The following is a 24,450-nucleotide window of genomic DNA, read 5'->3' on the forward strand; positions in this document are numbered from 1 at the left end:
TTGTTCCTGTTTAGTCAGTGACGTAAAGAAAACGAAAAAGCGGCGAGATAATTGAATTATCTCGCCGCTTTTTATTTATCTGTCGTTACTAGAAAATTATCCGTGGGTCAGTTACTTACCTATGACGAGTGATTTATCTAGGAGTAGCGACTTAACCCGCAAACTCTTCTGAGTCTGGGCGGTTGGTAAATTGCACGCCGTTTAGAAAATCGCAAAGTAGTTGGTCTTCACACACTTTGTAGTTTTTGTTTTCTGGCTTGCGGAAGTAAGCGCCGATTTCGTACTTGCTCAAACTGATGCCAACCACTTCTAGTACGTCCAAAACATCTTCTGCTTTCATGTTTAATGCGATACGAAGCTTCATGAAGATCATGTTGTTCGTTAGTGCAACTTCAGGTTTAGGTTGCTCGCCTTCTTTTTTGCCACGCTTAAGGTTGATGAAACCATTTAGGAATACCGCTAACTCTTTATCTTTCATCTTAGAGCATGACTTGTCGTTGTCGTCTTTTAGCCAGTTAATCACTTGGTCATGAGCAACGGTCACATCAGCTTGTTCGATAGCTTTGATGATTTGTGCATTTTTAAGGTTTAGTGCGTGTTGAATACGACGCAAGATTTCGTTGTTAGTCACTGGGAATTCCTAAAAAGGGTTTTAGAGTAAAGAGGTGCTGGTTTCGCCTATTTTTGTCGACGAACCAATTTCTACTCTACATAGCATAGTTGACGGCGACTCTAACAGAGAACGCTAATTTTCGGTAGATATAAAAAATCCCCAATGCTGATTCACTCTTTCAAGTCAAAAAATGCATTAGGGATTTAGTGATGGGTGCTTGTTATCTGACTGGAGTCAGAATTACATTACACGCATACCAGGTTGAGCACCTTCGTGTGGCTCAAGGATCCATAGGTCGCTGCCGCCAGGGCCCGCTGCCAGGATCATGCCTTCTGACATACCAAACTTCATCTTACGAGGTTTTAGGTTGGCTACCATTACAGTTAGCTTGCCTTCTAGCTCTTCAGGTTTGTATGCTGATTTGATACCAGAGAATACTTGGCGAGTCTCACCACCGATGTCCAGTTGGAACTTCAGTAGTTTGTTCGCTTTTGGTACTTCTTCACAAGAGATGATACGAGCAATACGCATGTCTACTGCTGCAAAGGCATCGAACTCAATCTCGTCTGCGATTGGCTCTTTGTCTAGCTCAGTTTGGCTTGCTTGCTCTTTTTCAGCTTCTGCTTTTTCTTTTGCTGCTGCTTCAGCGGCTGCATCTTCTTTAGAAGACTCAACCATTGCTTCCACTTTCTTAGGGTCAATACGGTTGAATAGCGCTTTGAACTTAGTGATCTCGTGATCAGTTAGCGGAGTCGCAATCGCTTCCCACGTTAGTTCTTCGTTTAGGAAAGCTTCAGTGCGAGCTGCAAGCTCTGGCATTACTGGTTTCAGGTAAGCCATCAGTACGCGGAATAGGTTAATACCTACAGAAGAAACTTGTTGAAGCTCAGCTTCTTTGCCTTCTTCTTTTGCAAGAACCCAAGGTGCTTTTTCGTCAATGTACTGGTTAGCTTTATCCGCTAGTGCAGTGATTTCACGGATAGCACGGCTGAATTCACGAGTCTCGTATAATTCACCGATACGCTCAGCAGCAGCAACGAATTCGTTGTATAGCTCAGGCTCTGCAAATTCAGCAGCTAGCTTGCCTTCAAAACGCTTAGTAATGAAGCCAGCGTTACGAGAAGCTAGGTTAACAATCTTGTTTACTACGTCAGCGTTTACACGTTGAGTGAAGTCTTCAAGGTTAAGATCTAAGTCATCGATGCGGCTGTTTAGTTTCGCAGCGTAGTAGTAACGTAGACACTCAGGGTCTAGGTGGTTTAGGTACGTGCTTGCTTTGATGAATGTGCCCTTCGACTTAGACATCTTCGCACCGTTCACTGTTACGTAGCCGTGTACGAATACGTTGTTTGGCTTACGGAAACCTGCGCCGTCTAGCATTGCTGGCCAGAATAGGCTGTGGAAGTAAACGATGTCTTTACCGATGAAGTGGTAAAGCTCAGTTGTGCTGTCTTTCTTCCAGTATTCATCGAAGTTTAGATCGTCACGCTTGTCACATAGGTTCTTGAAAGAAGCCATGTAGCCAACAGGTGCGTCTAGCCATACGTAGAAGAACTTGTCTTTTTCGCCTGGGATTTCAAAGCCAAAGTAAGGTGCATCACGTGAGATATCCCACTGTTGCAGACCAGACTCAAACCATTCCTGCATTTTGTTTGCAGTTTCATTCTGTAGAGAGCCAGAACGAGTCCACTCTTTAAGCATGCTTTCGAACTGAGGTAGGTCGAAGAAGAAGTGCTCAGAGTCTTTCATTACTGGAGTTGCGCCAGAAACCGCTGATTTAGGGTTAATTAGCTCAGTTGGGCTGTATGTCTCACCACAGTTATCACAGTTATCACCGTACTGGTCTTCTGACTTACACTTAGGGCAAGTACCTTTTACGAAGCGGTCTGGTAGGAACATCTCTTTCTCAGGATCGAAAAGCTGAGAAATAGTACGGCTAGAAATGAAGCCGTTCTTTTTAAGTTCTAGGTAGATGTGAGAAGCCAGTTCACGGTTCTCTTCGCTGTGTGTGCTGTGGTAGTTATCAAAGCTGATATCAAAGCCAGCGAAGTCTTTTTGGTGCTCTTCACTAACAGCAGCGATCATCTCTTCTGGCGTGATACCCATCTGTTGAGCTTTAAGCATAATTGGCGTGCCGTGAGCATCGTCAGCACAGATGAAGTTTACAGTGTTGCCACGTAGACGCTGGTATCGAACCCAGATATCAGCTTGGATATGCTCAAGCATATGGCCAAGGTGAATAGAGCCGTTAGCGTACGGAAGCGCACAAGTTACCAAAAGTTGTCTTGGATCAGTTGCCATACTTAATAATTCGCTTTTTTGATAGGTATAAATTTGAGAGGTAATACTACTTTATAACGTGTGATACGCCAAGGTATCAGACAAAGGATTCCCCTAGTTTTTTAGGGGTTCAGTCTTCATCTCGTGGGTGATAGCATAAATAAAAAAAGGAGCCCCAATGCGTAACTTTACTTCTAAGCAAGATTTCTGTTCATGGTTGAATGAGTTCGAGTCACCAATCCTCATCCCAGAGTGGGCGCTACACCAAAATATTGTATCGGTTGATCCGCGTGGATCATTTGTTATCACCTTGCCTTTTGCTGCTAATCAGCTCGCGGTTGAATTGGAACAGTGGATCCACTCTCAGATTGAACAACAGCTTGTTAGCGCTTTTCAGTTTGAAGTAAAAGTGAAGCCGTCTGCGCTAGAAACCACAGTCGCGACGCCATTGAAGGGTGTTAAGAATATTATCGCTGTGACGTCGGCAAAGGGTGGGGTGGGTAAATCAACGACTTCAGTAAACCTTGCGCTCGCGTTATCTAAGTCTGGTTCAAAAGTGGGTTTGTTGGATGCGGATATCTACGGTCCATCAGTGCCTATGATGCTCGGCCAACTAGACGCGAAACCAGAAGTACAGAACAACAAATGGATGATGCCAATCGAGGCGCATGGCATTTTCACTCACTCTATTGGCTATCTTGTGTCGAAAGATGATGCGGCAATCTGGCGTGGTCCTATGGCAGCGAAGGCTTTGGGGCAGCTAGTTAATGAAACTGTATGGCCAGAGTTGGATTACCTTGTTATCGACATGCCACCGGGCACCGGTGATATTCAGCTGACGTTGTCGCAACAGATCCCAGTGACGGGCGCAGTAGTGGTGACCACTCCTCAAGATTTGGCATTAGCGGATGCGCGTAAAGGCGTAGCGATGTTCGATAAGGTAAGCGTGCCAGTGGCAGGCTTAGTTGAAAACATGAGCTATCATATTTGTAGTCACTGTGGTGAGAAAGAGCATATCTTTGGTGCTGGTGGTGCAGAAGCTATGTCAGAAGAGTTTTACCTCGATATTTTGGCACAGATCCCGCTTCATATTGATGTGCGAGAAGACATAGACGCAGGTTGCCCTACGGTGATTCGTCGTCCAGACAGTGAACATACACGTCACTACTTAGAGCTTGCTGAGAATGTGGCTGCGAAGATGTTCTGGACCGGTAAGGCGAGACCAGAGGCGATTAACTTTTCTTTGGTTGAATAGCGAAAGATAATCAAAAATTTGTGTTAATCATGTTGGATTAGATAAACAACGCTTGGATTTAGGCTGATAGCCATTGGGGTTGTGCAAATAGTTGTAGGCAAGTTATTTGAAAGCAAACGATTGTATTCATTAAATGCATTGATATCATCAATTTGACTGCAATTAGCTAAAATGGCGACTAGAATCTATGTGCTTTAGCCCCTATAATCAGGCGGTTTATCTCTTCCCACCACCAAACCATATCGGGTGCAAAATTAATGTCTGATAATAATCAATGTGTCATCGTAGGTATCGCTGGCGCTTCAGCTTCAGGAAAAAGTCTGATTGCTAGTACAATTTATAATGAATTGCGCGAAAAAGTAGGCGACCATCAAATTGGTGTTATCACGGAAGATTGCTATTACAGCGACCAAAGCCACTTGAGTATGGAAGAGCGTGTTAAAACTAACTACGATCACCCAAATGCACTAGATCATGATCTTTTATGTGAACATCTACAGCAGCTAATGAGTGGCAACGCCGTAGAAGTTCCTGAATACAGCTACACAGAGCACACACGTACTTCTGAAACGACTACACTTACTCCAAAGAAAGTGATCATTTTAGAGGGTATTCTGCTTCTAACAGACCCGCGTCTTCGTAAACTAATGCACGCAAGTGTGTTTATGGATACACCATTAGACATCTGTCTACTACGCCGTGTTAAGCGTGATGTAGAAGAGCGTGGTCGTACAATGGACACTGTACTTAAGCAATACCAAGAAACAGTACGTCCAATGTTCATGCAGTTTATCGAGCCTTCAAAACAACATGCAGACATCATCGTTCCTCGTGGTGGTAAAAACCGTATTGCGATTGATGTGCTAAAAGCGCACATTGCGAAGTTGTTGAAGTCTTAATCGAATAAAATTTTGCCTAAGTGACTCACTTAGCTTTATTTTTTACCGAATCAGTGGCACTTTTATAGTGCCACTTTCTTTTGGAATCTAAGCAAGGAATATGCGGATGAAGAAACTACTCATTTTCATAGCTGTACCAGTGTTTGTTGTCGTTGCAGCAATTCTGGCACTAGTGCTGTTAGTGAATCCCAACCAATTTAAGCCATTAATTGTCGAACAAGCCCAAAAACACACAGGCCTAGAGCTCGTGATCGAGGGTGATATCAGCTGGCAATTCTTCCCATCCATTGGCTTTGAACTTGGTCAAACTGAATTACGTAATCCTGAAGGGTTCACCCAACCGAACCTATTCAAGGTTGATACCGTTGGCGTTGATGTTTCGGTTACTCCGCTATTTAGCAACCAACTAGAGATAGGCAACATTACTCTAGATGGTGCAGAATTCTATTTAGAAACGCTTAAAGATGGTCGCAAGAACATTGATGCACTAACGCAAGCGTCAACGCCTCAAGAATCTGAGCCTGCAGCAGATACAAGTTCTGAATCAGCGCCTGCCCCTCAAGAGCAAACTACCACAGACGCATCGGGTTGGACGATCAACCTTGCAGGCGTAACAGTATCAAACGCACTATTTGAAATGGACGACAAGCAAGCGGGTTCATTCACTAAGCTATACGATGTGTCTTTGAATCTTTCTGAGTTTGCCGTTGATACATGGACAACCGCGACGTTTGCGGCTTCTGGTGAAAACAACCAACAGAAGTTCTCTGCGGAAGGTAGCGCAGAATTCAAGTTAGCTGAAGGCTTCGCAAGTTACGCACTTCGTAATATTGACTTAAACGCTAAGTTCAATGATCCATCGACGTCGATTGAGTCAGCAAAAATTGGTTTGAATACGTTTGAGTTCGATAAGGTAAACCAACTGACTTACGCTGTAATCGGTAACGTGGCTGGCCTTGACCTTGATCTTAAAGGTGGCGGTGAACTTACTGTTGATAGCGCGATTTCAAAAGTAACGCTGAACAAATTAACGTTAGACTCAACATTCAAAGGCGACACGCTTCCTCAGTCTCCAATGAAAGTCGACATGCTGTCTGACTTAAGCTTCGATCTTAACAAGAGCCACCTGAGCTTTGTGTTAGAGAAGCTACAAGCTAACGCTATTGCATTAGACGGTAAAGCAGACGTAACCCTATCTGAAATACCAAAGGTTCGTTTCTCTCTTCATAGCCCGGATATTGATTTGGACGAGTTCCTAGGCTTAGGCAATACAACAGAAACAGCGAGCACCGCTCCTTCTGGTTCTGCTGGTGGCTCAACGTCAAACTCAGGTAGTTCAGCTCCTGCTAAAGAAGTGGAACCTGATCTGTCGGCTCTGAAAACGTTAGACGTGAAAGGTGACATTACGATTGATAAGTTCAAGGCGAACAACGCGAAGATGCAGAATGTTAAAACGGCATTTTCGGTTAACCGTGGTATCGCAGAGCTAACTTCATTCACATCGAATCTTTACCAAGGCTCTATTTCAGCTACGGCTAAGCTAGACGCTCGTAAAACACCAGCAACTTACACGGCTAAGAAGAAAATCAAAGGCGTGAAAGTACAACCGTTACTGGTTGATGTTGCAGATAACGATATGCTGGAAGGTACCGGTAATATTGATGTCAACGTGAAAGGTAAGAGCTTAACTCCAACAGGAATCAAGAAGAACCTTGTCGGTACTATCGCGATTAACTTTGAAGATGGTGCAGTTAACGGCATCAACGTAGCTCAACTGATTCGAGAAAACTACGCTAAGATCAAAGGCGAGAAAGTTGAAAGCACAAATGAAGCTCAAAAAACGGACTTCAGTGCAATGAAAGCGACACTGAAAGTCGACAAAGGTTGGGTTTCAACTAACGACTTATCTGCACAGTCGCCACTGTTACGTGTGACAGGCCAAGGTAAAGCGAACTTCATCAATGAAACCGTAGACTTCCTTGTTCGTACATCGATTGTGGGTTCACTTGAAGGTCAGGGCGGTAAGAGCATCGACGATCTGAAAGATGTGACGATCCCAATTAAGGTAACTGGCCAGTGGGCTGCCCCGAAATTCGCACTTGTTTTTGATGATGTGTTGAAGCAGAAAGCACAGAAAGAAATTGACCGTGGTGTGAACAAGCTAACGGACAAGATCAAAGACGAGAAAACTAAAGAAGCCGTTGATGGTTTATTGAAAGGTTTCTTTAACTAAACATTTTTGACTCGTATGTAAAAGAAGCGCCATTCCTACTATAGGAATGGCGCTTTTGTTTGGATGCTTATAATACTTTCGAGAGATTCCCTATGACACTCGTCCCTCGTTCTAGGGAATGACGACAGGTGCTCGTCCATTATTTAGGGGAGTAACACTGAATCTTCGTCATCCTCGAGAGGGAGAATGACCGAGTCGGGGATCTCTGGTTGAGTGCGATTACCAATCCACGCCTTGAAGTGCTTTTACACCAGATTCGAAAGCGTGTTTAACGTTACGAACTTCAGACACGGTATCGGCCATGTCCGTTAAAGTGCGGTGCGCGCCACGGCCAGTAATGATGACTGATTGCATTTTCGGACGGTTGTTTAGAGCTTCTACCACTTCATCCAGTTCAATGTAGCCGTAACTCACCATGTAAGTCAGCTCATCAAACAGAATCACATCAATTGACTCATCGGCTAGCATACGCTGACACTCTTTCCAGACGCGCTGTGCGGCTTCGATATCTTGAGCCTTGTTTTGAGTTTCCCAAGTAAAGCCAGTACCCATCACTTGGAACTCTACATCGAGCTTTTGGAGAACGTTCTTTTCACCGTTATCCCAAGTTCCTTTTACAAACTGAGCAACGGCACACTTCTTACCATGACCAACGGCACGCGTAATCGTACCAAAACCGGATGTTGATTTACCTTTACCGTTACCAGTGATAACCAGCAATAGGCCTTTTACTTCTTGTGCTGCAGCGACACGAGCATCGACTTGTTCTTTTACTTTCTGTTGTCTTGCTTTGTGGCGTTGTTCTTTGTTGTCTTCAGTCGACATAACAAATCCTTTTAAGTTGTGATTGCGCCTATCATAGCCTAACTTAACGATAGCAAAAACCATCGGAAGAACAGGTGATTAGGGATGAAGAAGATACTCGTAGTTTGTATGGGGAATATTTGCCGTTCGCCAACAGGTGAAGCGGTGCTAAGGAAGAAAGCGCAACTGCTGGATATTGACGTTGTGGTCGACTCTGCGGGGACGATTGGTTTTCATCAAGGCAACCCGCCAGACTCGCGATCCAAATCTGCAGGAGAGAAGCGAGGCTACAGCTTTAAGGGGATAACTTCTCGTAAAGTGGTAGATAATGACTTCGAAGAATTTGACCTGATACTCGCGGCCGATAGGGCGAATCTAGATGACTTAATGAGCCAGTGTCCCGCTCACCTCCAATACAAACTTGCGCTATTTTTGAGCTTTGGAGAGTCACAATATCAAGAGATCCCCGATCCGTATTATGGTGAGGGAAATAGCTTTGAATTGGTGTTGGATTTAATCGAAGAGTCTAGCGAAGCGATATTGCGTTCAATGTAGTGTAGGAACAATGTTCGTCTTTTGGTGATCAGCGCAAGGGCTGACCGATAGGTATAAAAAAGGCCGACATTGAATGTCGGCCTCTCTAAATCTAACTTAAAGCTACAGCTAAGATTACTTAGACATTACTTTGTAGATTGGGTCTTCTGCAACGTTCGCTTCAACTAAGCTACCTGCCTTGTGCAGCATAGCAACACAGTCTTGGCTTAGGTGGCGAAGGTGAAGTGTTTTACCTAGGGCCGCGTAACGGTCAGCAATCGTGTCGATCGCTTCAATTGCAGAGTGGTCAGTCACGCGTGAGTTTGCGAAATCAACGATTACATCTTGTGGATCGTTGTAAGCGTCAAACAACTCTAAGAAGTTAGCCGTCGAACCAAAGAAGATTGGACCGTTAACTTTGTACTCTTTTGAGCCTTCAGCGTTTACTGATGTATCTGCGTAGATGTGTTTAGCATGTTGCCAAGCAAACATTAGCGCAGAAGCTACAACACCAACACCTACTGCTACTGCAAGGTCAGTCAGAACGGTTACTACGGTAACAAGAACGATAACGAAGAAGTCTTGCTTAGGAACGCGACGTGCAAGCTTGAAAGTAGCCCATTCAAATGTGCCGATAACAACCATGAACATTACGCCCACAAGTGCTGCTAGAGGAATCATTTCAATCAGTGCAGAACCGAACAGGATGAACATCAGTAGTGCAACTGCGGCTACGATACCTGAAAGACGACCACGACCACCTGAGTTTACGTTGATCATCGATTGACCGATCATCGCACAACCACCCATCGCACCGAATACAGAACACGTTACGTTAGCCATACCTTGACCAACACATTCACGGTTAGATTGGCCTCGAGTGTTTGTCATTTCGTCTAGTACTGTCAGTGTCAGCAGAGATTCAATCAGGCCGATAGCCGCAAGGATAATTGCGTAAGGCAGGATGATCTGTAGTGTCTCTAAAGAAAACGGAACAGCAGGAATTGAGAATGTTGGTAGAGAGCCCGCTAGCGTAGCAGCTTCGTCACCAGACATGGTACGTAGGAAGTCGACAACAGTGCGAGTTTCAAGGTCAAGACCCACAACCAAAGCCGTTACTGTAACAATAGCAACCAATGAAGACGGTACTGCTGTTGTTAGCTTAGGTAGGAAGTGGATGATAGCCATTGTAAGGGCGACTAGACCTAGCATTAGTGTCATTTGACCGCTTGGTAACCAAGTCAACGCACCTGTTACGTCTGGCGCTTTAAATTGACCAAGCTGAGCTAGGAAGATAACAATGGCCAAACCGTTCACGAAACCAATCATTACTGGGTGTGGAACGATACGGATAAATTTACCTAGTTTAAATACACCCGCTGCAATTTGCAGAAGGCCAGCCAGCATAACGGCTGCGAATAGGTATTGAACACCATGGGTTGCCACTAGGCTCACCATTACCACGGCCATTGCGCCAGTTGCACCAGAAATCATACCTGGACGGCCGCCAAAGACAGAGGTGATTAAACCTACGATGAATGCTGCGTAAAGACCAACCATTGGGTCAACGCCAGCAACAAAGGCGAATGCTACAGCTTCAGGTACCAGAGCTAGGGCTACTGTAAGACCTGAAAGCACGTCATTCTTTACAGAGTGCTTTGAAAATTGTGGGAATTCGAACATGTTTGCTCAGCTATGCTTAAGATGGATTTACCGACACGGGTGTATTGCGTAGCCAAACAGTGATGGAAAAGAGCGGCAATAGCGAAGTGTCGAAAAGATAAGTGCGCGAATGCTACCCAAAAATGTGATTAAGTTCAAGGTTGAACCTAACTTTGAGTAATATATCTGTTAATTTTTATTCGATTAGTAGATATGAAAAAGGCTGCTTTAATAAGCAGCCTTTGATTCTATTTACTTGCGATTATCTATCAGTAATCGCTAGTAGTTTGGCTTAGTCATCGCCGCGCCAGCTTTGTTCGACGCTGCCTGACTGCCTGCACCTTTCGATACAAAACGTTCAGTGCGGAACGGAGCTGCAATCACTTCAATCTCTTTGATCTCTTGAGGACCAGGAGCTTTAGTCATTGGTGAACCGGCTTGCTTCTTAGCAACAGCTGCCTTTGGTGCCGCTTTAGGAGCTTCTGTTTTTACAACAGGTGCTTCTTCAACTTTAGGCACTTCAGCTTCAACAACTGGTGTTGCTTCTGCTTGCACAGCTTCTGCTACAACAGGCGCTTCAACTTTCGTCGCTTCTGCAATCACTGGAACTTCAACTTTCGCAGTTTCAACGACCACTGGTGCTTCTTCAACGACGGCAGGAGCTTCAACCTTAGGTTCAGTAGCCACTTCTTCAGCAATAACAGCATCTTCACGACGGATGATAACTTTACCCATTGCAAGCTCTGGACATGCGAAGCCGCCAGCCATTGCTACGTTGCTTTGTGGTGCCGTCTCTAGAGCAACATTCTGCTCTTGAACAGATGTTTGAGCTTCAGCTGCTACTTGAACTTCAGCCACTTCAGGTTTTGCCTGCTTGTGGTGAGGTTTTGGAATGAAGCGAGGCATCACTTTACCCATAGCCATCTCTGGAGAAGCTACACCACCTTTACGTAGGCGGAATGGGTTAGGGCGACGATCACGACCGCGACGACGACGTTGACCACTTGCACGTAGGTGACGTGGAGAACGACGGTTACGACGTTGTTTCGGCTCTTCCTGTTCAGTTTGCTCTGCATTCGCTTGAGTTGCTTCTACTTGTTCCGCAACTTTTTGCTCTTGAGCTACTGATTGTTCTTTAGCTGCAACTTGCTCTTTTGAAGCATTATCTTCAGCTTGAGCTTGCTGGTCTTTAACACGAACTTGCTTGTTCAGTTTACGACGCTGACGACGCTCTTTAATCTTAGCTGCTTTCGCTTCAGGCTTAGCCTTAGGCGCTTCCGGTTTTCCAGCTTGTGCTTCTGCCGCTAGCTGTAGACCTTCTTCTGCTAATTTAGATGGTGCTTGCTCTTCGCGTTGCTTCTGCTCATCACGTGGCTTGTTGCGACGGTCTTGCTTAGGCTTGCGAGGCTGACGAGTTTGCTGTGGAGCTGCTTCTTTTTGCTCTTCAGGCTTCTCATCACGAGCTGGCTTACGACGGCGTTTGTTGTCACGGTTTTCGTTACGATTGTCGCCACGTTCACCACGGTCGTTACGCTGTTCGCCACGCTCACCACGTTGGTTACGACGACGGTTATCGTTACGATCACGGCGTTGACGGTTGCCGTTGTTGCGATTGTTTTTAGGTTTCTCTTCTTCTTTCTTCTCTTCTTCTTTTTTCTCTTCTTGAGTTGAAGAGCCAAATAAGAAGCTACCGATAGCTTTGAAGAAACGACCAATTAGGCCTGGTTCTTGAGTCGCTGCTGGTTCAGCTTTCTTCTCTTCTACAGCTTTAGGTGCTGGAGCAGGAGTCGGTGCTGATTGAGCAGGAGCTGCGAAGCCTTTCAGAGCAGGTTCTTCGATCTTCTTAGGACGAATAGTCTGTTCAGCAGGCTCTTTGCTTTCAGCTTCTTTTAGAGCTTCTAGCTTGTTAGGCAGCAAGTAAGACAGTAGATCGAACTCTTCACCTTCACGAACACGGATAACCTCAAAGTGCGGCGTTTCCATGTCTGAGTTAGGAACAACAGTGATCTTAACTTCTTGGTTCTTCTCGATGTGGTTTACTGAGCGACGTTTTTCGTTCAGAAGGTAAGAAGCGATTGGAACAGGCACAACAGCAAGTACTTGTGCTGTGTTGTCTTTTAGAGCTTCTTCTTCAATCAAACGTAGAACAGAAAGTGCTAGAGATTCGTTATCACGAACAACACCAGTACCTGTACAACGAGGACAAATGTGGTGGCTTGCTTCTGCTAGTGATGGGCTTAAACGTTGACGAGACATCTCTAGAAGACCAAAGCGAGAAATACGACCAATCTGAACACGTGCGCGATCTAAACGAACGGCATCACGTAGACGGCTTTCTACTTCGCGTTGGTGGCGAACCGGAGTCATATCGATAAAGTCGATTACAACAAGACCACCTAGGTCACGTAGACGTAATTGACGTGCAATTTCATCGGCAGCTTCTAGGTTAGTGTTAAGTGCTGTTTCTTCAATATCGCCGCCCTTTGTTGCACGAGCCGAGTTGATATCGATAGAAGTCAGTGCTTCTGTTGGGTCGATTACGATAGAACCACCAGATGGAAGACGAACTTCACGTTGGAAAGCAGATTCGATCTGGCTTTCAATCTGGTAATGGCTGAATAGTGGCACTTCACCATCGTATTTCTTAACGCGATTCATGAAATCTGGGCGTATTAATTGAATGTGCGCTTGTGCACGTTCAAAAATAGTATTACTGTCGATTAGAATCTCGCCAATATCACGACGTAGGTAGTCACGAATTGCGCGAACAATAACGTTACTCTCTTGGTGAATTAGGAAAGGAGCTGCGTTTGAATCAGAAGCTTGCTTGATAGCGCCCCAATGGTTCAATAGAACATTCAGGTCCCATTCTAGCTCTTCTGCACTTTTGCCAACACCCGCTGTACGCACGATTAAGCCCATACCTTGAGGAAGCTCAAGAGTACTTAATGCTGCTTTCAGTTGAGTGCGTTCATCACCTTCGATACGACGAGAAATACCGCCAGCACGAGGGTTATTAGGCATAAGAACTAAGTAACTACCAGCTAAAGAGATGAAAGTTGTCAGTGCAGCACCTTTGCTACCACGTTCTTCTTTCTCTACTTGTACGATTACTTCTTGGCCTTCTTTTAGCACTTCTTTAATGCTAGGACGGCCTTGGTATGTATAACCTTCAGGGAAGTATTCGCGGGCAATTTCTTTAAGAGGGAGGAAACCGTGACGTTCTGCGCCGTAATCAACGAATGCCGCTTCTAGGCTTGGTTCAATACGGGTAATACGTCCTTTGTAGATATTCGCTTTCTTTGACTCGTGACCTGGACTTTCGATATCTAGATCGAACAGTCGCTGGCCATCAACCAAAGCGACACGCAACTCTTCTTTTTGAGTTGCGTTAATTAACATTCTTTTCATTTAGAAATTCTCATTGTCTTTTCTTATTTTCATCATTGTTCTTATCGCTTTATTTCGTTTCTCATGGTGCCAGATCCCATGGCTTTATCGGTGCAGCCTCCCGGCTGGAGAGGGATGCTCTGGGGCACGTCAGTCATCATAGGTAGTTAGCCTATGATCCGCGATGTGGCGGTGAATACTCAACATGAGTGTACGTGAGTAGAGCGATAAGGAACTCAGTTGACCGTGTCTTACGCCGATTGCAGCACTGTCTAATCTGAGTTATCTACTCATTTACTTGCTTATGAATGGTTAGCTGTTTAAATAATAGTCAAACCACTGATAGCAGCTGTGAACTATAGCAGCGGTCGGTAAACACAGCAATCTGCTTTGTCGGAATGCTGTAAAAAAAACAGTTTTTGTTTGGGTTTTGATAGCTCTAACTCACTGTCTATAAATAATTTATCAATTGATATTTTAATTTGCAGGAATCTTGATGCTTTTTTGTTCGAAGAATCAAAGAAATATAGAACTTCAATGACCATTTTGGGATAGATCGGTAAGGATTAGGGATAAATAAGTTCGGAATAGGGCTAAGAAAATCTCAATTATCAAAAGTGACAGTGATACAATAGCCCGATGAGCGAAATTAGAACCCAAGTCCAATTCGTCGACATTGACGAAGATATGGCTGGTCAGCGTATTGATAACTTCTTACGCAACCAATTAAAAAACATCCCGAAAAGCATGATTTACCGAATCGTGCGTAAAGGCGAAGTCCGCGTAAATAAAAAACGCATTAAGGCTGAGTACAAACTAAAAGCTGGCGATTTAGTTCGTATCCCTCCGGTTACTATTGAAGAGAAAACAGAAGAGAACGTGCCGAGCACGAAACTCAACAAGGTTTCAGAATTAGAACAGTGCATCATCTATGAAGATGATCACATGCTGATTCTTAACAAACCGTCTGGCACTGCTGTTCATGGTGGTAGCGGATTAAAGTTTGGCGCGATTGAAGCATTACGTGCGCTTCGCCCTGATGCTCGTTTTCTTGAATTAGTACACCGTATCGATAGAGATACGTCTGGCATTTTGCTTGTTGCTAAGAAGCGCTCGGCGCTAAGACACCTTCAAGCACAGTTCCGTGAAAAAACGGTTCAAAAATACTACTTCGCTTTAGTCATGGGCGAATGGAAGAACAGCTGTAAAGTCGTCAATGCACCTTTGTTAAAAAATGAAGTGAATAGCATTGTACGAGTGAACCCGAATGGTAAAGCTTCTGAAACCCGCTTTAAGGTTTTAGAGAAGTTCCAAGAGGCGACGTTGATTCAAGCTAGCCCAATTACAGGCCGTACACACCAAATTCGTGTGCACGCTCAGTATACTGGTCACCCAATCGCTTGGGATGATCGCTACGGTGATCGTCGTTTTGACGCTTACACGGGTAAGGTTGGTCTTGATCGTCTGTTCCTACATGCAGCAAACATCAAGTTCACACACCCAGGTAGTGAAGAGAAGATGGATATCTCGGCGCCAATGGAAAGAAGGCTAGAGAAAGCCCTAACGGGTTTACGTAAGCTTTAAGAAGATACGAGATTTTTCGTGAATTGAGTATCAGACGCATCAAATGGAAAAGGTTGACTAATATCGTCAACCTTTTTTGTTTTATCTGTTGTAGAAGATCCCCAAGTCGCTTGTTCCTCGCTCTTGAGGATGACGACTTTTTAAAATCACGTTCTATATCATTAGCTGATTAGATAAAATTGCGTGTTCCGTTATTCCCTAGACTGACGAAGGAAGGAGTAGAGAACCTCTAACAAAGAGATCGTATCCGTTACAGTACACTCATTCCTTGTGCTTCTAACATATCGACGAGATCGATCAGCGGTAAGCCGATCAAAGTATTCGGATCTTTACCTTCCATCTGTTTAAACAACGCGATGCCTAACCCTTCACACATAAAACTGCCCGCGCAGTAATAAGGTTGTTCTTTCTCGACATAACTAATGATTTGCTGCTCGGTTAAATCGCGGAAATGCACAACAAAGGTGTCGAGACGCGTGTCAGTTTGATTGGTTTCGTTGTTCCAAACCGAAAGCCCAGTATAAAAAGTAATGCTCTTGCCGCTTTGACGAGATAACTGCTCGATCGCTTTTTCTCGAGTATGAGGCTTACCTATGATCTCTCCATCAATCACACAAACCTGATCAGAACCGATGACTAAGCTAGGTTGATCCACAGCACAAGACTTAGCTTTGGTCTCAGCAAGGCGCATCACCAACTGTTGTGGCGTCTCTTCTGGAAGCGGCGTTTCATCGCAGTCTGGCTTGGTTGTAATGAAGCTTAACTGTAGTTTTTTGAGGATCTCTTGCCTAAATGGTGATGTAGAGGCTAAAACTAGTTGGTAATTTCTCATTTTAATTTACAATTCAAGGAAGCATTTATCTCAGGATAACGTAACTTGTCCTGCTATTCATAATGCTCTGAATAGGAAAGGCAGGAAAGTACATTTTTTTTGCCATTTCCTTTGACTAAACACGATTTGGAAGATAAGATTCGCGCCCTATGCAAAAGGAAAAAATACCGCGTACAGTTGATCCGGCAAGAACGGCTCAAAAACGACTCGATATGGATGGTATCATTCAGGTCAGTCTTTTGAAGCGTTTAACTGAAGCAACTGAAGGCGTAAAACGTGACGCGCAAGTCTCAATGTCATTTGGGCTTGATGAACAACGATTAGTCGTTATCTCTGGTAAAGCTAACGTCGAAGTCGATTTAGAGTGTCAACGTTGTAATGAGGTTTTCGCACATGAGTGCGATGTCCAATTTACTTATACTCCTGTTTACAGTGAGAAAAGTGAAGAGGAAGCACCGGAAGAGTACGATTTGGTAGATCTGAACGAGTACGGTGAGTTAGACCTGATTCAATTAGTTGAAGACGAGTTCATCCTTGGATTGCCGCAAATAGCAATGCACGACGATGCGAAATGTAGCGTTAACTCAAATAACTTGGTGTTTGGTGAACTTCCTGAAGAAATTGAGGAAGACAAAAAGCCGAATCCATTTGATGTTTTAAAAAGCTTAAAGAAGTAATTGCTTCTTTAAGAATTTACATAGGAGTAGGGTCAATGGCCGTACAAAAGAGCAAGAAATCACGTTCAATGCGTGGCATGCGTCGTTCACACGATGCGCTAACTACAGCTGCACTTTCTGTAGACGCAACTTCAGGTGAAACTCACCTACGTCACAACGTGACTGCCGAAGGTTTCTACCGCGGCAAAAAGGTTATCAACAAGTAAGGTTGACCTTTGCAAAATCTAACCGTTGCGCTTGATGCAATGGGCGGGGACTTCGGTCCTCGTGTAACAGTGCCTGCCGCCGTGCAGGCACTGTCGTATTTCCCAGAGCTAAAAGTCATTCTAATAGGTGATCGAAACGCGATCACATCTCAATTATCTTCATTAGGTCGAATGCCTGATTCTCGTTTGAGTATCCAGCATTGTGATCGAGTCATTTCCAATTCTGAAAAACCTTCACTAGCCTTACGTAATAGTCAGGGTAGCTCTATGCGTGCCGCTATCGATCTGGTTGCTGAATCACAGGCTGATGCTTGTGTTAGTGGTGGTAACACGGGCGCACTGATGGCTTTATCCCGTTTCAGACTTAAGCTTCTTCCCGGTATTGATAGGCCTGCATTGGTTTCAGCTTTGCCTACTGCATCCGGAAATCGCACATGGATGCTTGATTTAGGGGCGAACGTTTCTAGTGACGCAGATTCACTCTTTCAGTTTGCTGTCATGGGCAGTGCATTAGCAGATCAACATTTAGGTCGCGCACCACGTGTCGCTATCTTGAATATCGGTGCAGAAGAAATTAAAGGCAATGACCTTGTAAAACGATGCGCTGAAATGTTGTCTAATACTCAGTCTGTGAACTTCATAGGCTATATTGAAGGTAATCAATTACTTCAAGATGCTGCTGATGTCGTCGTATGTGATGGTTTTGTGGGCAATGTCTGCTTAAAAACGTGCGAAGGTACGGCTCAGCTCTTTATTGATAAGCTAAAAACGCGCATGATGGCTTCAACAATAAAGGGTTGGATAGCCAGAATGCTGTTTTCTGAGCTATTTACTGAATTAAAAACCTTGAACCCCGACCAGTATAACGGCGCAAGTTTGTTAGGATTGCGCGGCATTGTCATTAAAAGTCATGGAAGTGCTGATGTGTCTGCAGTCGTCAACGCGATTGGTGAAGCAGTACACGAGGTCAAACGACAAGTCCCCAGCCGCATTAGCGATCGTTTGGAAGCGGTTTTACTCGAGAGGCATTATTAGTCTTCATGTATAGCAAAATTTTAGGTACTGGCAGCTACTTGCCATCTCAGGTGCGTACTAACGCAGACTTAGAGAAAATGGTAGAGACTAGCGATGAGTGGATCGTTGCTAGAACTGGTATTAAAGAGCGTCGTATTTCAGCGGAAAACGAAACCGTTGCTGATATGGCGTTTTACGCTGCTGAAAATGCCATTGAAATGGCAGGTATCGACAAAGAAGAGATTGATTTAATCATCGTTGCGACAACCAGCAGTAGCCATACATTCCCGTCTTCGGCATGTCAGGTACAAGGCAAGCTTGGTATCAAAGGCTGCCCTGCGTTTGATTTGGCTGCGGCGTGTTCTGGTTTTGTCTACGCGCTGTCTGTTGCTGATCAACACATCAAGACTGGCATGTGTAAGAACGTTTTGGTAATTGGTGCTGATGCACTGTCAAAAACCTGTGATCCGACTGACCGCTCTACTATCATCCTATTTGGTGATGCAGCAGGCGCGGTGGTTGTAGGCGCAAGCGAAGAGCCAGGTATTTTGTCTACTCATATTTACTCTGACGGTAAATACGGTGAGCTTCTAAGCTTAGAAGTACCAGAGCGTGGCGGTGATGCAGACAAATGGCTGCACATGGCGGGCAACGAAGTATTTAAAGTGGCGGTAACTCAGCTTTCTAAGCTAGTTAAAGACACTTTAGCGGCGAACAATATGGATAAGTCAGAGCTTGATTGGTTAGTTCCACACCAAGCGAACTACCGTATTATCTCGGCTACCGCTAAAAAGCTGACGATGTCGCTTGATCAAGTAGTGATTACTCTTGATAAGCACGGCAACACGTCAGCAGCTACCGTACCAACGGCGCTAGATGAGGCTGTTCGCGACGGGCGAATTAAACGTGGTCAAACGCTTCTACTTGAAGCATTTGGCGGCGGCTTCACTTGGGGTTCTGCGTTAGTTAAATTCTAACCCCAAGCGATAATCAACAAACAAGGCACATAACTTATGTGCCTTATTCAATTTTTTGCTTTGCTTAAAGGAAAATTACAATGAGCAAGTTTGCTATCGTATTCCCAGGCCAAGGCTCTCAAGCTATCGGTATGCTTGCTGACCTAGGCGAACAGTATGATGTTGTAAAACAGACATTTGCTGAAGCTTCAGAAGCACTTGGTTACGATCTATGGGCATTGGTTCAAGATGGTCCAGTAGAAAATCTAAATGAAACTTTTCGCACTCAACCGGCTCTATTAACAGCGTCTGTTGCAATTTGGCGTGTATGGCAAGAGCTTGGCCTAGAGCAACCTGTAAATCTAGCAGGTCACAGCCTAGGTGAGTACTCTGCACTTGTATGTGCTGGCGTTATCGACTTTAAAGAAGCGATCAAGCTGGTTGAACTACGTGGTCAATTGATGCAAGAAGCCGTTCCTGCAGGCGTTGGCGCAATGTACGCAATCATCGGTCTAGATGATGAAGCGATTGCTAAAGCGTGTGAAGAAGCTGCGCAAGACGAAGTTGTGTCTCCAGTTAACTTTAACTCTCCTGGCCAAGTTGTTATCGCGGGTAACAAAGCGGCAGTAGAGCGTGCAGGTGCACTTTGTAAAGAAGCGGGCGCTAAGCGTGCACTTCCGTTACCTGTTTCTGTGCCGTCTCACTGTGCACTGATGAAGCCAGCAGCAGACAAGCTAGCAGTGGCTCTAGAAGCTCTAGAGTTCAACACGCCAGCATTGCCTGTTATCAATAACGTTGATGTTATTGCTGAAACAGACCCTGTAAAAATTAAAGACGCACTTGTTCGTCAGTTATACAGCCCAGTTCGTTGGACTGAAGGCGTACAAGCGATGAATGAGCAAGGCGTTGAGAAGCTACTTGAATTAGGCCCTGGTAAAGTTCTTACTGGTCTAACAAAACGAATCGTAAAAACTATGACAGCTGCTGCAGTTAATGACACTGCATCACTAGAAGCTGCTAAGTAAATAACCACTTAATAGAGAAGTTATGATGAATTTAGAAGGCAAAGTTGCACTAGTTACAGGCGCAAGCCGTGGCATCGGTCGTGCAATCGCTGAACTTTTAGTTGAGCGTGGTGCTAAAGTTATCGGTACTGCGACATCTGAAGGCGGCGCAGCTGCAATCAGCGAGTACCTTGGTGAGAACGGTAAAGGTCTTGCTCTTAATGTAACGGATACTGACTCAATTGCTGCTACACTGAAAACCATCAACGATGAATTCGGTGCGATTGACATTCTAGTTAACAACGCAGGTATCACTCGTGATAACCTACTGATGCGTATGAAAGACGACGAATGGAATGACATCATTGATACTAACCTAACGCCTATCTTCCGCATGTCTAAAGCTGTATTGCGTGGCATGATGAAGAAGCGTCAAGGCCGTATCGTAAACGTTGGTTCTGTAGTAGGTACTATGGGTAACGCTGGTCAAGCTAACTACGCAGCTGCAAAAGCAGGCGTAATTGGTTTTACTAAATCAATGGCTCGTGAAGTTGCGTCTCGTGGCGTTACAGTGAACACTGTAGCTCCTGGTTTCATCGAAACTGACATGACTAAAGCGCTAAATGATGACCAACGTGCAGCAACTTTGGCGAATGTACCAGCAGGTCGACTAGGTGACCCTCGCGAAATCGCTGAAGCTGTGGTATTTTTGGCATCACCTGCGGCAGCTTATATCACAGGTGAAACACTTCACGTCAATGGCGGTATGTACATGGTGTAAATTATGTGCAACATTTGTGCATGATTTAAGTCAAGATCATACGTAATTTCGGTTAAAATCGTGAAAATTGTGGTTTGACCAGAAAAGTTGACCTTGCAACTTTCAATAGATTGAATAAACTACGGAAAACATCGCATAAAGCGAACTCTGTAAAGGAAAAGAAAAAATGAGCAACCTCGAAGAACGCGTAAAGAAAATCATTGTTGAACAGCTAGGTGTAGACGAAGCTGAAGTTAAAAACGAAGCTTCTTTCGTTGATGACCTAGGTGCAGATTCTCTAGACACAGTAGAGCTAGTAATGGCTCTAGAAGAAGAATTCGACACTGAAATCCCAGATGAAGAAGCTGAGAAAATTACTACTGTTCAAGCAGCTATCGATTACGTAACTAGCGCTCAGTAATAATCTCTCCCAGGCGGTCACCTCGACCGCCTGTGTTTTATCTAACTCATCTATCCTCATCTTAAATCACCTCAATCCCCGGAGTGTAAAATCGTGTCCAAGCGTCGTGTAGTTGTCACTGGCATGGGTATGTTGTCACCGGTAGGCAACACTGTAGAATCTTCTTGGAAAGCCCTGCTAGCTGGTCAAAGTGGTATCGTTAATATCGATCATTTTGATGCAACCAATTTCTCAACTCGTTTTGCAGGTCTAGTTAAAGACTTTAACTGCGAAGAGTATATGACTAAAAAAGATGCTCGTAAGATGGACTTGTTCATCCAGTACGGCGTCGCAGCAGGTATTCAAGCTTTAGATGATTCAGCCCTAACTATTACTGAAGAAAACGCTCCACGTGTGGGTGTTGCTATCGGTTCTGGTATTGGTGGTCTTGGTTTGATCGAAGCCGGTCACCAAGCTCTAACTGAAAAAGGCCCTCGTAAGATCAGCCCGTTCTTCGTACCGTCGACGATCGTGAATATGATTGCTGGTCACATGTCTATCATGCGTGGCCTACGCGGTCCAAACATCGCGATTTCTACTGCATGTACGACTGGCCTACATAACATTGGTCACGCGGCTCGTATGATTGCATACGGCGATGCTGACGCAATGCTAGCGGGTGGTGCTGAAAAAGCATCAACTCCACTAGGTATGGGCGGTTTTGGTGCGGCTAAAGCACTTTCTACTCGTAACGATGAGCCTCAAAAAGCTTCTCGTCCATGGGACAAAGGCCGTGATGGCTTCGTTCTTGGTGACGGTGCAGGCATGATGGTTCTTGAAGAGTACGAACATGCGAAAGCTCGTGGCGCTAAGATTTACTGTGAGCTAGTTGGCTTCGGTATGTCGGGTGACGCTTACCACATGACATCTCCAAGTGAAGATGGCTCAGGTGGCGCACTAGCGATGGAAGCGGCTATGCGTGATGCTGGCATTACTGGTGAACAAATCGGTTATGTAAACGCACACGGTACTTCGACTCCTGCAGGTGACGTAGCGGAAGTTAAGGGCATCAAGCGTGCTCTTGGCGAAGCAGGCAGCAAGCAAGTATTGGTTTCTTCTACGAAATCAATGACAGGCCATCTTCTAGGTGCTGCTGGTTCTGCTGAAGCTATCATCACGGCTATGTCTCTGGTTGACCAAATTGTTCCACCAACAATCAACCTAGATGATCCTGAAGAAGGCTTAGATATTGACTTAGTACCTCACACTGCGCGTGAAGTTAGCAACATGGAATATGCTGCATGTAACTCATTCGGTTTCGGTGGTACAAACGGCTGTTTGATCTTCAAAAAGATTTAATCATCTTATTAAAGACGTAAACACTCGTAGATAGTCACAATTAGACTTGTTTTTAAACGGCTTGATGCTTTAGCATTGAGCCGTTTCTTTTTATGGGGAAAAACATGTTTTGGGTTGATGGAGAAAGCCAGCAAACTATCGATATTTTGGATCGCTCGTTTCAGTACGGAGACGGCTGTTTTACGACGATGCTCGTGAGTGATGGTGAGATACAACATTTTCACGATCATCAGCACCGTGTCGACGAATGCCTTAAAGCGCTGCGCATTTCTGCTCTTGATTGGGATGTGGTTAGTATTTGGCTCGGTACTGCGCTTCAACATATCCAAGATAACGATCTTCATGGCACAAAGGGCCTTGAAGGTTCAAACAAGCTCCATAATCAAAAAGCAGGGATCAAGCTGCACGTTAGCCGTGGCGCTGGTGGACGTGGCTACAGTACGAAGAATATCGCCAAGCCGACAATCACCATCAGTACCTTTAATTACCCAAGTCATTATTCAGCGTGGCAAGACTCCGGTGTTGAACTCGGTATCTGTCATCAAGCGCTAGGTTTGAGCCCACTACTTGCTGGCCATAAGCACAATAATCGTCTTGAGCAGATTTTGATGAAAGATGAAATGGATCAGGTTAATGAAGTGGATGGTGTGGTTCTTGATATATCGGGCAATGTGATTGAAACCACCATGGCCAATCTGTTTTGGCGAAAAGGTCAGGCGATATACACACCTCAACTCACTCAAAGTGGTGTTGCGGGGGTTATGCGTAAGCAAGTGTTAACCGCGCTGAATCAGGCTGAACTTTCCGTTACAATTAGTGACTACTGCTTATCTCAACTCATGCAAGCTGATGAGGTTTTCATGACCAACTCCATCTTAGGGGTTGCCCCAGTTACCCGTATTAGTGATACCCAATTTAACATTGGAACCGTTACTCGTAGCCTTCAAGGACAACTAAACTCGTGATCAAAAAGTTATTTATTTTTATTATCTTGTGCTTAATCGCAGCCGGTGCTGCTGGTTTTTATGTTTACAACCAAGCACAAGATAACCTGAAACAAGTTATTCAATTAGAAAAACCACAAGTCGTGACTGTTGCTTCAGGTAGCAGCTTTAACCGCGTTCTAGCCCAGTTGATTAACGAGGGGCTGTTTGAGGCTTCTCCTTACGAGAAATTAATCCGTAAGTTACATCCTGAGCTTGTAGACGTAAAAGCGGGTACATTCCTGCTTGAACCGGGTTTAACCTTAGAGCAGGCGCTACAGGTGCTTGTAGAAGGGAAAGAACACCAGTTTACCATTACCTTTGTTGAAGGCAGTCGTTTTGACGAATGGCTTGTTCAACTAAAAGACAACGAATTCATTCAACAGACGTTGGACGGTGTTTCTGAAAAAGAGATCGCTGAAAAGTTGGGTATTGAAAACGAAAAGCTAGAAGGTCTCTTCTTGGCAGAAACGTATCACTACACCTACGGCACCACTGATTTAGATTTGCTGAAGCGTGCGCATCGAGACCTAATGAGCGTGGTGAATGAAGAGTGGGAAAATCGAGCGGATAAGCTGCCTCTTAAATCGCCTTATGAAGCGTTAATTCTTGCGTCTATCATTGAGAAAGAGACCGCTGTTGCGTCAGAACGTGAGCGTGTCTCTTCTGTGTTCGTTAACCGTCTGAACAAGCGTATGCGTTTGCAAACTGACCCAACGGTTATTTATGGCATGGGTGACAGCTACGATGGCAATATCCGTAAGAAAGACTTACGCACGCCAACACCATACAACACCTATACAATGAGTGGCTTGCCACCGACACCTATCGCTATGGCAGGCAAAGCGTCTATCAACGCGGCGTTGAATCCAGAGAAGAGCAACTACTTGTATTTCGTTGCGAGTGGAACAGGCGGTCACGTATTTTCAAAGAGTTTGACTGAGCATAACCGTGCAGTGCGAGCTTACTTAAAGCAATTAAGAAAAAACAGATAAAGAAATAATT

The 24,450-nt window shown here is 44.7% G+C and carries 21 protein-coding genes; 15 read left to right on the plus strand and 6 right to left on the minus strand.

Going from position 1 to position 24,450, the window contains the following annotated elements; translation table 11 throughout:
* Positions 1 to 151: 151 nt before the first annotated feature.
* Together OCV20_RS05390 and metG are read right to left on the minus strand one after the other, a co-directional pair.
* Positions 152 to 631 carry a YehS family protein gene (locus OCV20_RS05390; protein ID WP_010437231.1) on the minus strand — a complete coding sequence of 160 codons (480 nt, stop codon included), beginning with the start codon at positions 629 to 631 and terminating at the stop codon, positions 152 to 154.
* 222 nt (positions 632 to 853) lie between these two features.
* Positions 854 to 2,914, minus strand: coding sequence for a methionine--tRNA ligase (metG, locus tag OCV20_RS05395; RefSeq protein WP_017062160.1), 2,061 nt, complete (start codon positions 2,912 to 2,914; stop codon positions 854 to 856).
* A gap of 157 nt (positions 2,915 to 3,071) precedes the next feature.
* On the opposite strand from metG, the gene apbC reads away from it, so the two are divergent.
* The 3 genes from apbC (at position 3,072) to OCV20_RS05410 (ending at position 7,280) form a co-directional block, all read left to right on the plus strand.
* Positions 3,072 to 4,148, plus strand: coding sequence for an iron-sulfur cluster carrier protein ApbC (gene apbC, locus OCV20_RS05400; protein WP_048613198.1), 1,077 nt, complete (start codon positions 3,072 to 3,074; stop codon positions 4,146 to 4,148).
* A gap of 257 nt (positions 4,149 to 4,405) precedes the next feature.
* Positions 4,406 to 5,047, plus strand: coding sequence for a uridine kinase (gene udk, locus OCV20_RS05405; protein ID WP_004734002.1), 642 nt, complete (start codon positions 4,406 to 4,408; stop codon positions 5,045 to 5,047).
* Positions 5,048 to 5,153: 106 nt separating this feature from the next.
* Positions 5,154 to 7,280 carry an AsmA family protein gene (locus OCV20_RS05410; RefSeq protein ID WP_086774987.1) on the plus strand — a complete coding sequence of 709 codons (2,127 nt, stop codon included), beginning with the start codon at positions 5,154 to 5,156 and terminating at the stop codon, positions 7,278 to 7,280.
* A 219-nt stretch (positions 7,281 to 7,499) separates the two neighbouring features.
* Here OCV20_RS05410 and cobO read toward each other — a convergent pair whose 3' ends face one another.
* Complete coding sequence (gene cobO / locus OCV20_RS05415; RefSeq protein WP_048610567.1) at positions 7,500 to 8,105, minus strand: cob(I)yrinic acid a,c-diamide adenosyltransferase; 606 nt, start codon at positions 8,103 to 8,105, stop codon at positions 7,500 to 7,502.
* Positions 8,106 to 8,189: 84 nt separating this feature from the next.
* Between cobO and OCV20_RS05420 the strand changes: the two genes are divergently transcribed.
* Complete coding sequence (locus OCV20_RS05420) at positions 8,190 to 8,639, plus strand: low molecular weight protein-tyrosine-phosphatase (RefSeq protein ID WP_086774986.1); 450 nt, start codon at positions 8,190 to 8,192, stop codon at positions 8,637 to 8,639.
* 114 nt (positions 8,640 to 8,753) lie between these two features.
* Here the strand turns inward: OCV20_RS05420 and OCV20_RS05425 are convergent, their stop codons facing one another.
* Both OCV20_RS05425 and rne read right to left on the minus strand, forming a co-directional pair.
* Positions 8,754 to 10,301 (minus strand): SulP family inorganic anion transporter, encoded by a 1,548-nt coding sequence (locus tag OCV20_RS05425; protein ID WP_019823563.1) that lies wholly within the window; start codon positions 10,299 to 10,301, stop codon positions 8,754 to 8,756.
* Positions 10,302 to 10,559: 258 nt separating this feature from the next.
* Positions 10,560 to 13,691: a ribonuclease E gene (gene rne, locus OCV20_RS05430; RefSeq protein ID WP_086774985.1), complete on the minus strand. Its 3,132-nt coding sequence runs from the start codon at positions 13,689 to 13,691 to the stop codon at positions 10,560 to 10,562.
* Between the two features lie 618 nt (positions 13,692 to 14,309).
* Here rne and rluC point away from each other — a divergent pair.
* Positions 14,310 to 15,254: a 23S rRNA pseudouridine(955/2504/2580) synthase RluC gene (gene rluC / locus OCV20_RS05435; protein WP_017054981.1), complete on the plus strand. Its 945-nt coding sequence runs from the start codon at positions 14,310 to 14,312 to the stop codon at positions 15,252 to 15,254.
* A 250-nt stretch (positions 15,255 to 15,504) separates the two neighbouring features.
* On the opposite strand, the gene OCV20_RS05440 is transcribed toward rluC, so the two are convergent.
* Positions 15,505 to 16,086, minus strand: coding sequence for a Maf family protein (locus OCV20_RS05440; protein ID WP_086774984.1), 582 nt, complete (start codon positions 16,084 to 16,086; stop codon positions 15,505 to 15,507).
* A gap of 149 nt (positions 16,087 to 16,235) precedes the next feature.
* Between OCV20_RS05440 and yceD the strand changes: the two genes are divergently transcribed.
* From yceD to mltG, 10 genes are all read left to right on the plus strand, one after another.
* Complete coding sequence (yceD, locus tag OCV20_RS05445; RefSeq protein ID WP_017062153.1) at positions 16,236 to 16,763, plus strand: 23S rRNA accumulation protein YceD; 528 nt, start codon at positions 16,236 to 16,238, stop codon at positions 16,761 to 16,763.
* A gap of 35 nt (positions 16,764 to 16,798) precedes the next feature.
* A complete protein-coding gene (gene rpmF / locus OCV20_RS05450) occupies positions 16,799 to 16,969 on the plus strand; it encodes a 50S ribosomal protein L32 (protein ID WP_004737376.1) in 171 nt (56 codons plus the stop codon).
* A 9-nt stretch (positions 16,970 to 16,978) separates the two neighbouring features.
* A complete protein-coding gene (gene plsX / locus OCV20_RS05455) occupies positions 16,979 to 18,004 on the plus strand; it encodes a phosphate acyltransferase PlsX (RefSeq protein ID WP_086774983.1) in 1,026 nt (341 codons plus the stop codon).
* Positions 18,005 to 18,009: 5 nt separating this feature from the next.
* On the plus strand, positions 18,010 to 18,960 hold the full coding sequence (locus OCV20_RS05460) for a beta-ketoacyl-ACP synthase III (protein WP_017054985.1): 951 nt from the start codon (positions 18,010 to 18,012) through the stop codon (positions 18,958 to 18,960).
* An 80-nt stretch (positions 18,961 to 19,040) separates the two neighbouring features.
* The gene (fabD, locus tag OCV20_RS05465) at positions 19,041 to 19,964 is read left to right on the plus strand and encodes an ACP S-malonyltransferase (protein WP_086774982.1); all 924 of its coding nucleotides are present in this window, start codon (positions 19,041 to 19,043) and stop codon (positions 19,962 to 19,964) included.
* Positions 19,965 to 19,989: 25 nt separating this feature from the next.
* Entirely contained in the window at positions 19,990 to 20,724 is a 735-nt protein-coding gene (gene fabG / locus OCV20_RS05470) for a 3-oxoacyl-ACP reductase FabG (protein ID WP_029235138.1), read from the plus strand.
* Between the two features lie 166 nt (positions 20,725 to 20,890).
* Entirely contained in the window at positions 20,891 to 21,124 is a 234-nt protein-coding gene (gene acpP / locus OCV20_RS05475; protein ID WP_004737381.1) for an acyl carrier protein, read from the plus strand.
* Between the two features lie 93 nt (positions 21,125 to 21,217).
* Positions 21,218 to 22,462 (plus strand): beta-ketoacyl-ACP synthase II, encoded by a 1,245-nt coding sequence (gene fabF, locus OCV20_RS05480; RefSeq protein ID WP_010437291.1) that lies wholly within the window; start codon positions 21,218 to 21,220, stop codon positions 22,460 to 22,462.
* Between the two features lie 104 nt (positions 22,463 to 22,566).
* Positions 22,567 to 23,427, plus strand: coding sequence for an aminodeoxychorismate lyase (pabC, locus tag OCV20_RS05485; protein ID WP_086774981.1), 861 nt, complete (start codon positions 22,567 to 22,569; stop codon positions 23,425 to 23,427).
* Positions 23,424 to 24,440 (plus strand): endolytic transglycosylase MltG, encoded by a 1,017-nt coding sequence (mltG, locus tag OCV20_RS05490; protein WP_017062149.1) that lies wholly within the window; start codon positions 23,424 to 23,426, stop codon positions 24,438 to 24,440. The genes pabC and mltG overlap by 4 nt, the downstream gene beginning before the upstream one ends.
* The last annotated feature ends 10 nt before the right edge of the window (positions 24,441 to 24,450 follow it).

It is taken from the genome of Vibrio coralliirubri (assembly GCF_024347375.1).
Lineage (GTDB): Bacteria > Pseudomonadota > Gammaproteobacteria > Enterobacterales > Vibrionaceae > Vibrio > Vibrio coralliirubri.

Excerpts from the sequence above, each read along its gene's own strand:
- metG (WP_017062160.1), bottom strand. The coding sequence starts at position 2,914 with ATGGCAACTGATCCAAGACAACTTTTGGTAACTTGTGCGCTTCCGTAC.
- apbC (WP_048613198.1), top strand. The coding sequence starts at position 3,072 with ATGCGTAACTTTACTTCTAAGCAAGATTTCTGTTCATGGTTGAATGAG.
- udk (WP_004734002.1), top strand. The coding sequence starts at position 4,406 with ATGTCTGATAATAATCAATGTGTCATCGTAGGTATCGCTGGCGCTTCA.
- OCV20_RS05410 (WP_086774987.1), top strand. The coding sequence starts at position 5,154 with ATGAAGAAACTACTCATTTTCATAGCTGTACCAGTGTTTGTTGTCGTT.
- cobO (WP_048610567.1), bottom strand. The coding sequence starts at position 8,105 with ATGTCGACTGAAGACAACAAAGAACAACGCCACAAAGCAAGACAACAG.
- OCV20_RS05420 (WP_086774986.1), top strand. The coding sequence starts at position 8,190 with ATGAAGAAGATACTCGTAGTTTGTATGGGGAATATTTGCCGTTCGCCA.
- OCV20_RS05425 (WP_019823563.1), bottom strand. The coding sequence starts at position 10,301 with ATGTTCGAATTCCCACAATTTTCAAAGCACTCTGTAAAGAATGACGTG.
- rne (WP_086774985.1), bottom strand. The coding sequence starts at position 13,691 with ATGAAAAGAATGTTAATTAACGCAACTCAAAAAGAAGAGTTGCGTGTC.
- rluC (WP_017054981.1), top strand. The coding sequence starts at position 14,310 with ATGAGCGAAATTAGAACCCAAGTCCAATTCGTCGACATTGACGAAGAT.
- OCV20_RS05440 (WP_086774984.1), bottom strand. The coding sequence starts at position 16,086 with ATGAGAAATTACCAACTAGTTTTAGCCTCTACATCACCATTTAGGCAA.
- yceD (WP_017062153.1), top strand. The coding sequence starts at position 16,236 with ATGCAAAAGGAAAAAATACCGCGTACAGTTGATCCGGCAAGAACGGCT.
- rpmF (WP_004737376.1), top strand. The coding sequence starts at position 16,799 with ATGGCCGTACAAAAGAGCAAGAAATCACGTTCAATGCGTGGCATGCGT.
- OCV20_RS05460 (WP_017054985.1), top strand. The coding sequence starts at position 18,010 with ATGTATAGCAAAATTTTAGGTACTGGCAGCTACTTGCCATCTCAGGTG.
- fabD (WP_086774982.1), top strand. The coding sequence starts at position 19,041 with ATGAGCAAGTTTGCTATCGTATTCCCAGGCCAAGGCTCTCAAGCTATC.
- fabG (WP_029235138.1), top strand. The coding sequence starts at position 19,990 with ATGAATTTAGAAGGCAAAGTTGCACTAGTTACAGGCGCAAGCCGTGGC.
- acpP (WP_004737381.1), top strand. The coding sequence starts at position 20,891 with ATGAGCAACCTCGAAGAACGCGTAAAGAAAATCATTGTTGAACAGCTA.
- pabC (WP_086774981.1), top strand. The coding sequence starts at position 22,567 with ATGTTTTGGGTTGATGGAGAAAGCCAGCAAACTATCGATATTTTGGAT.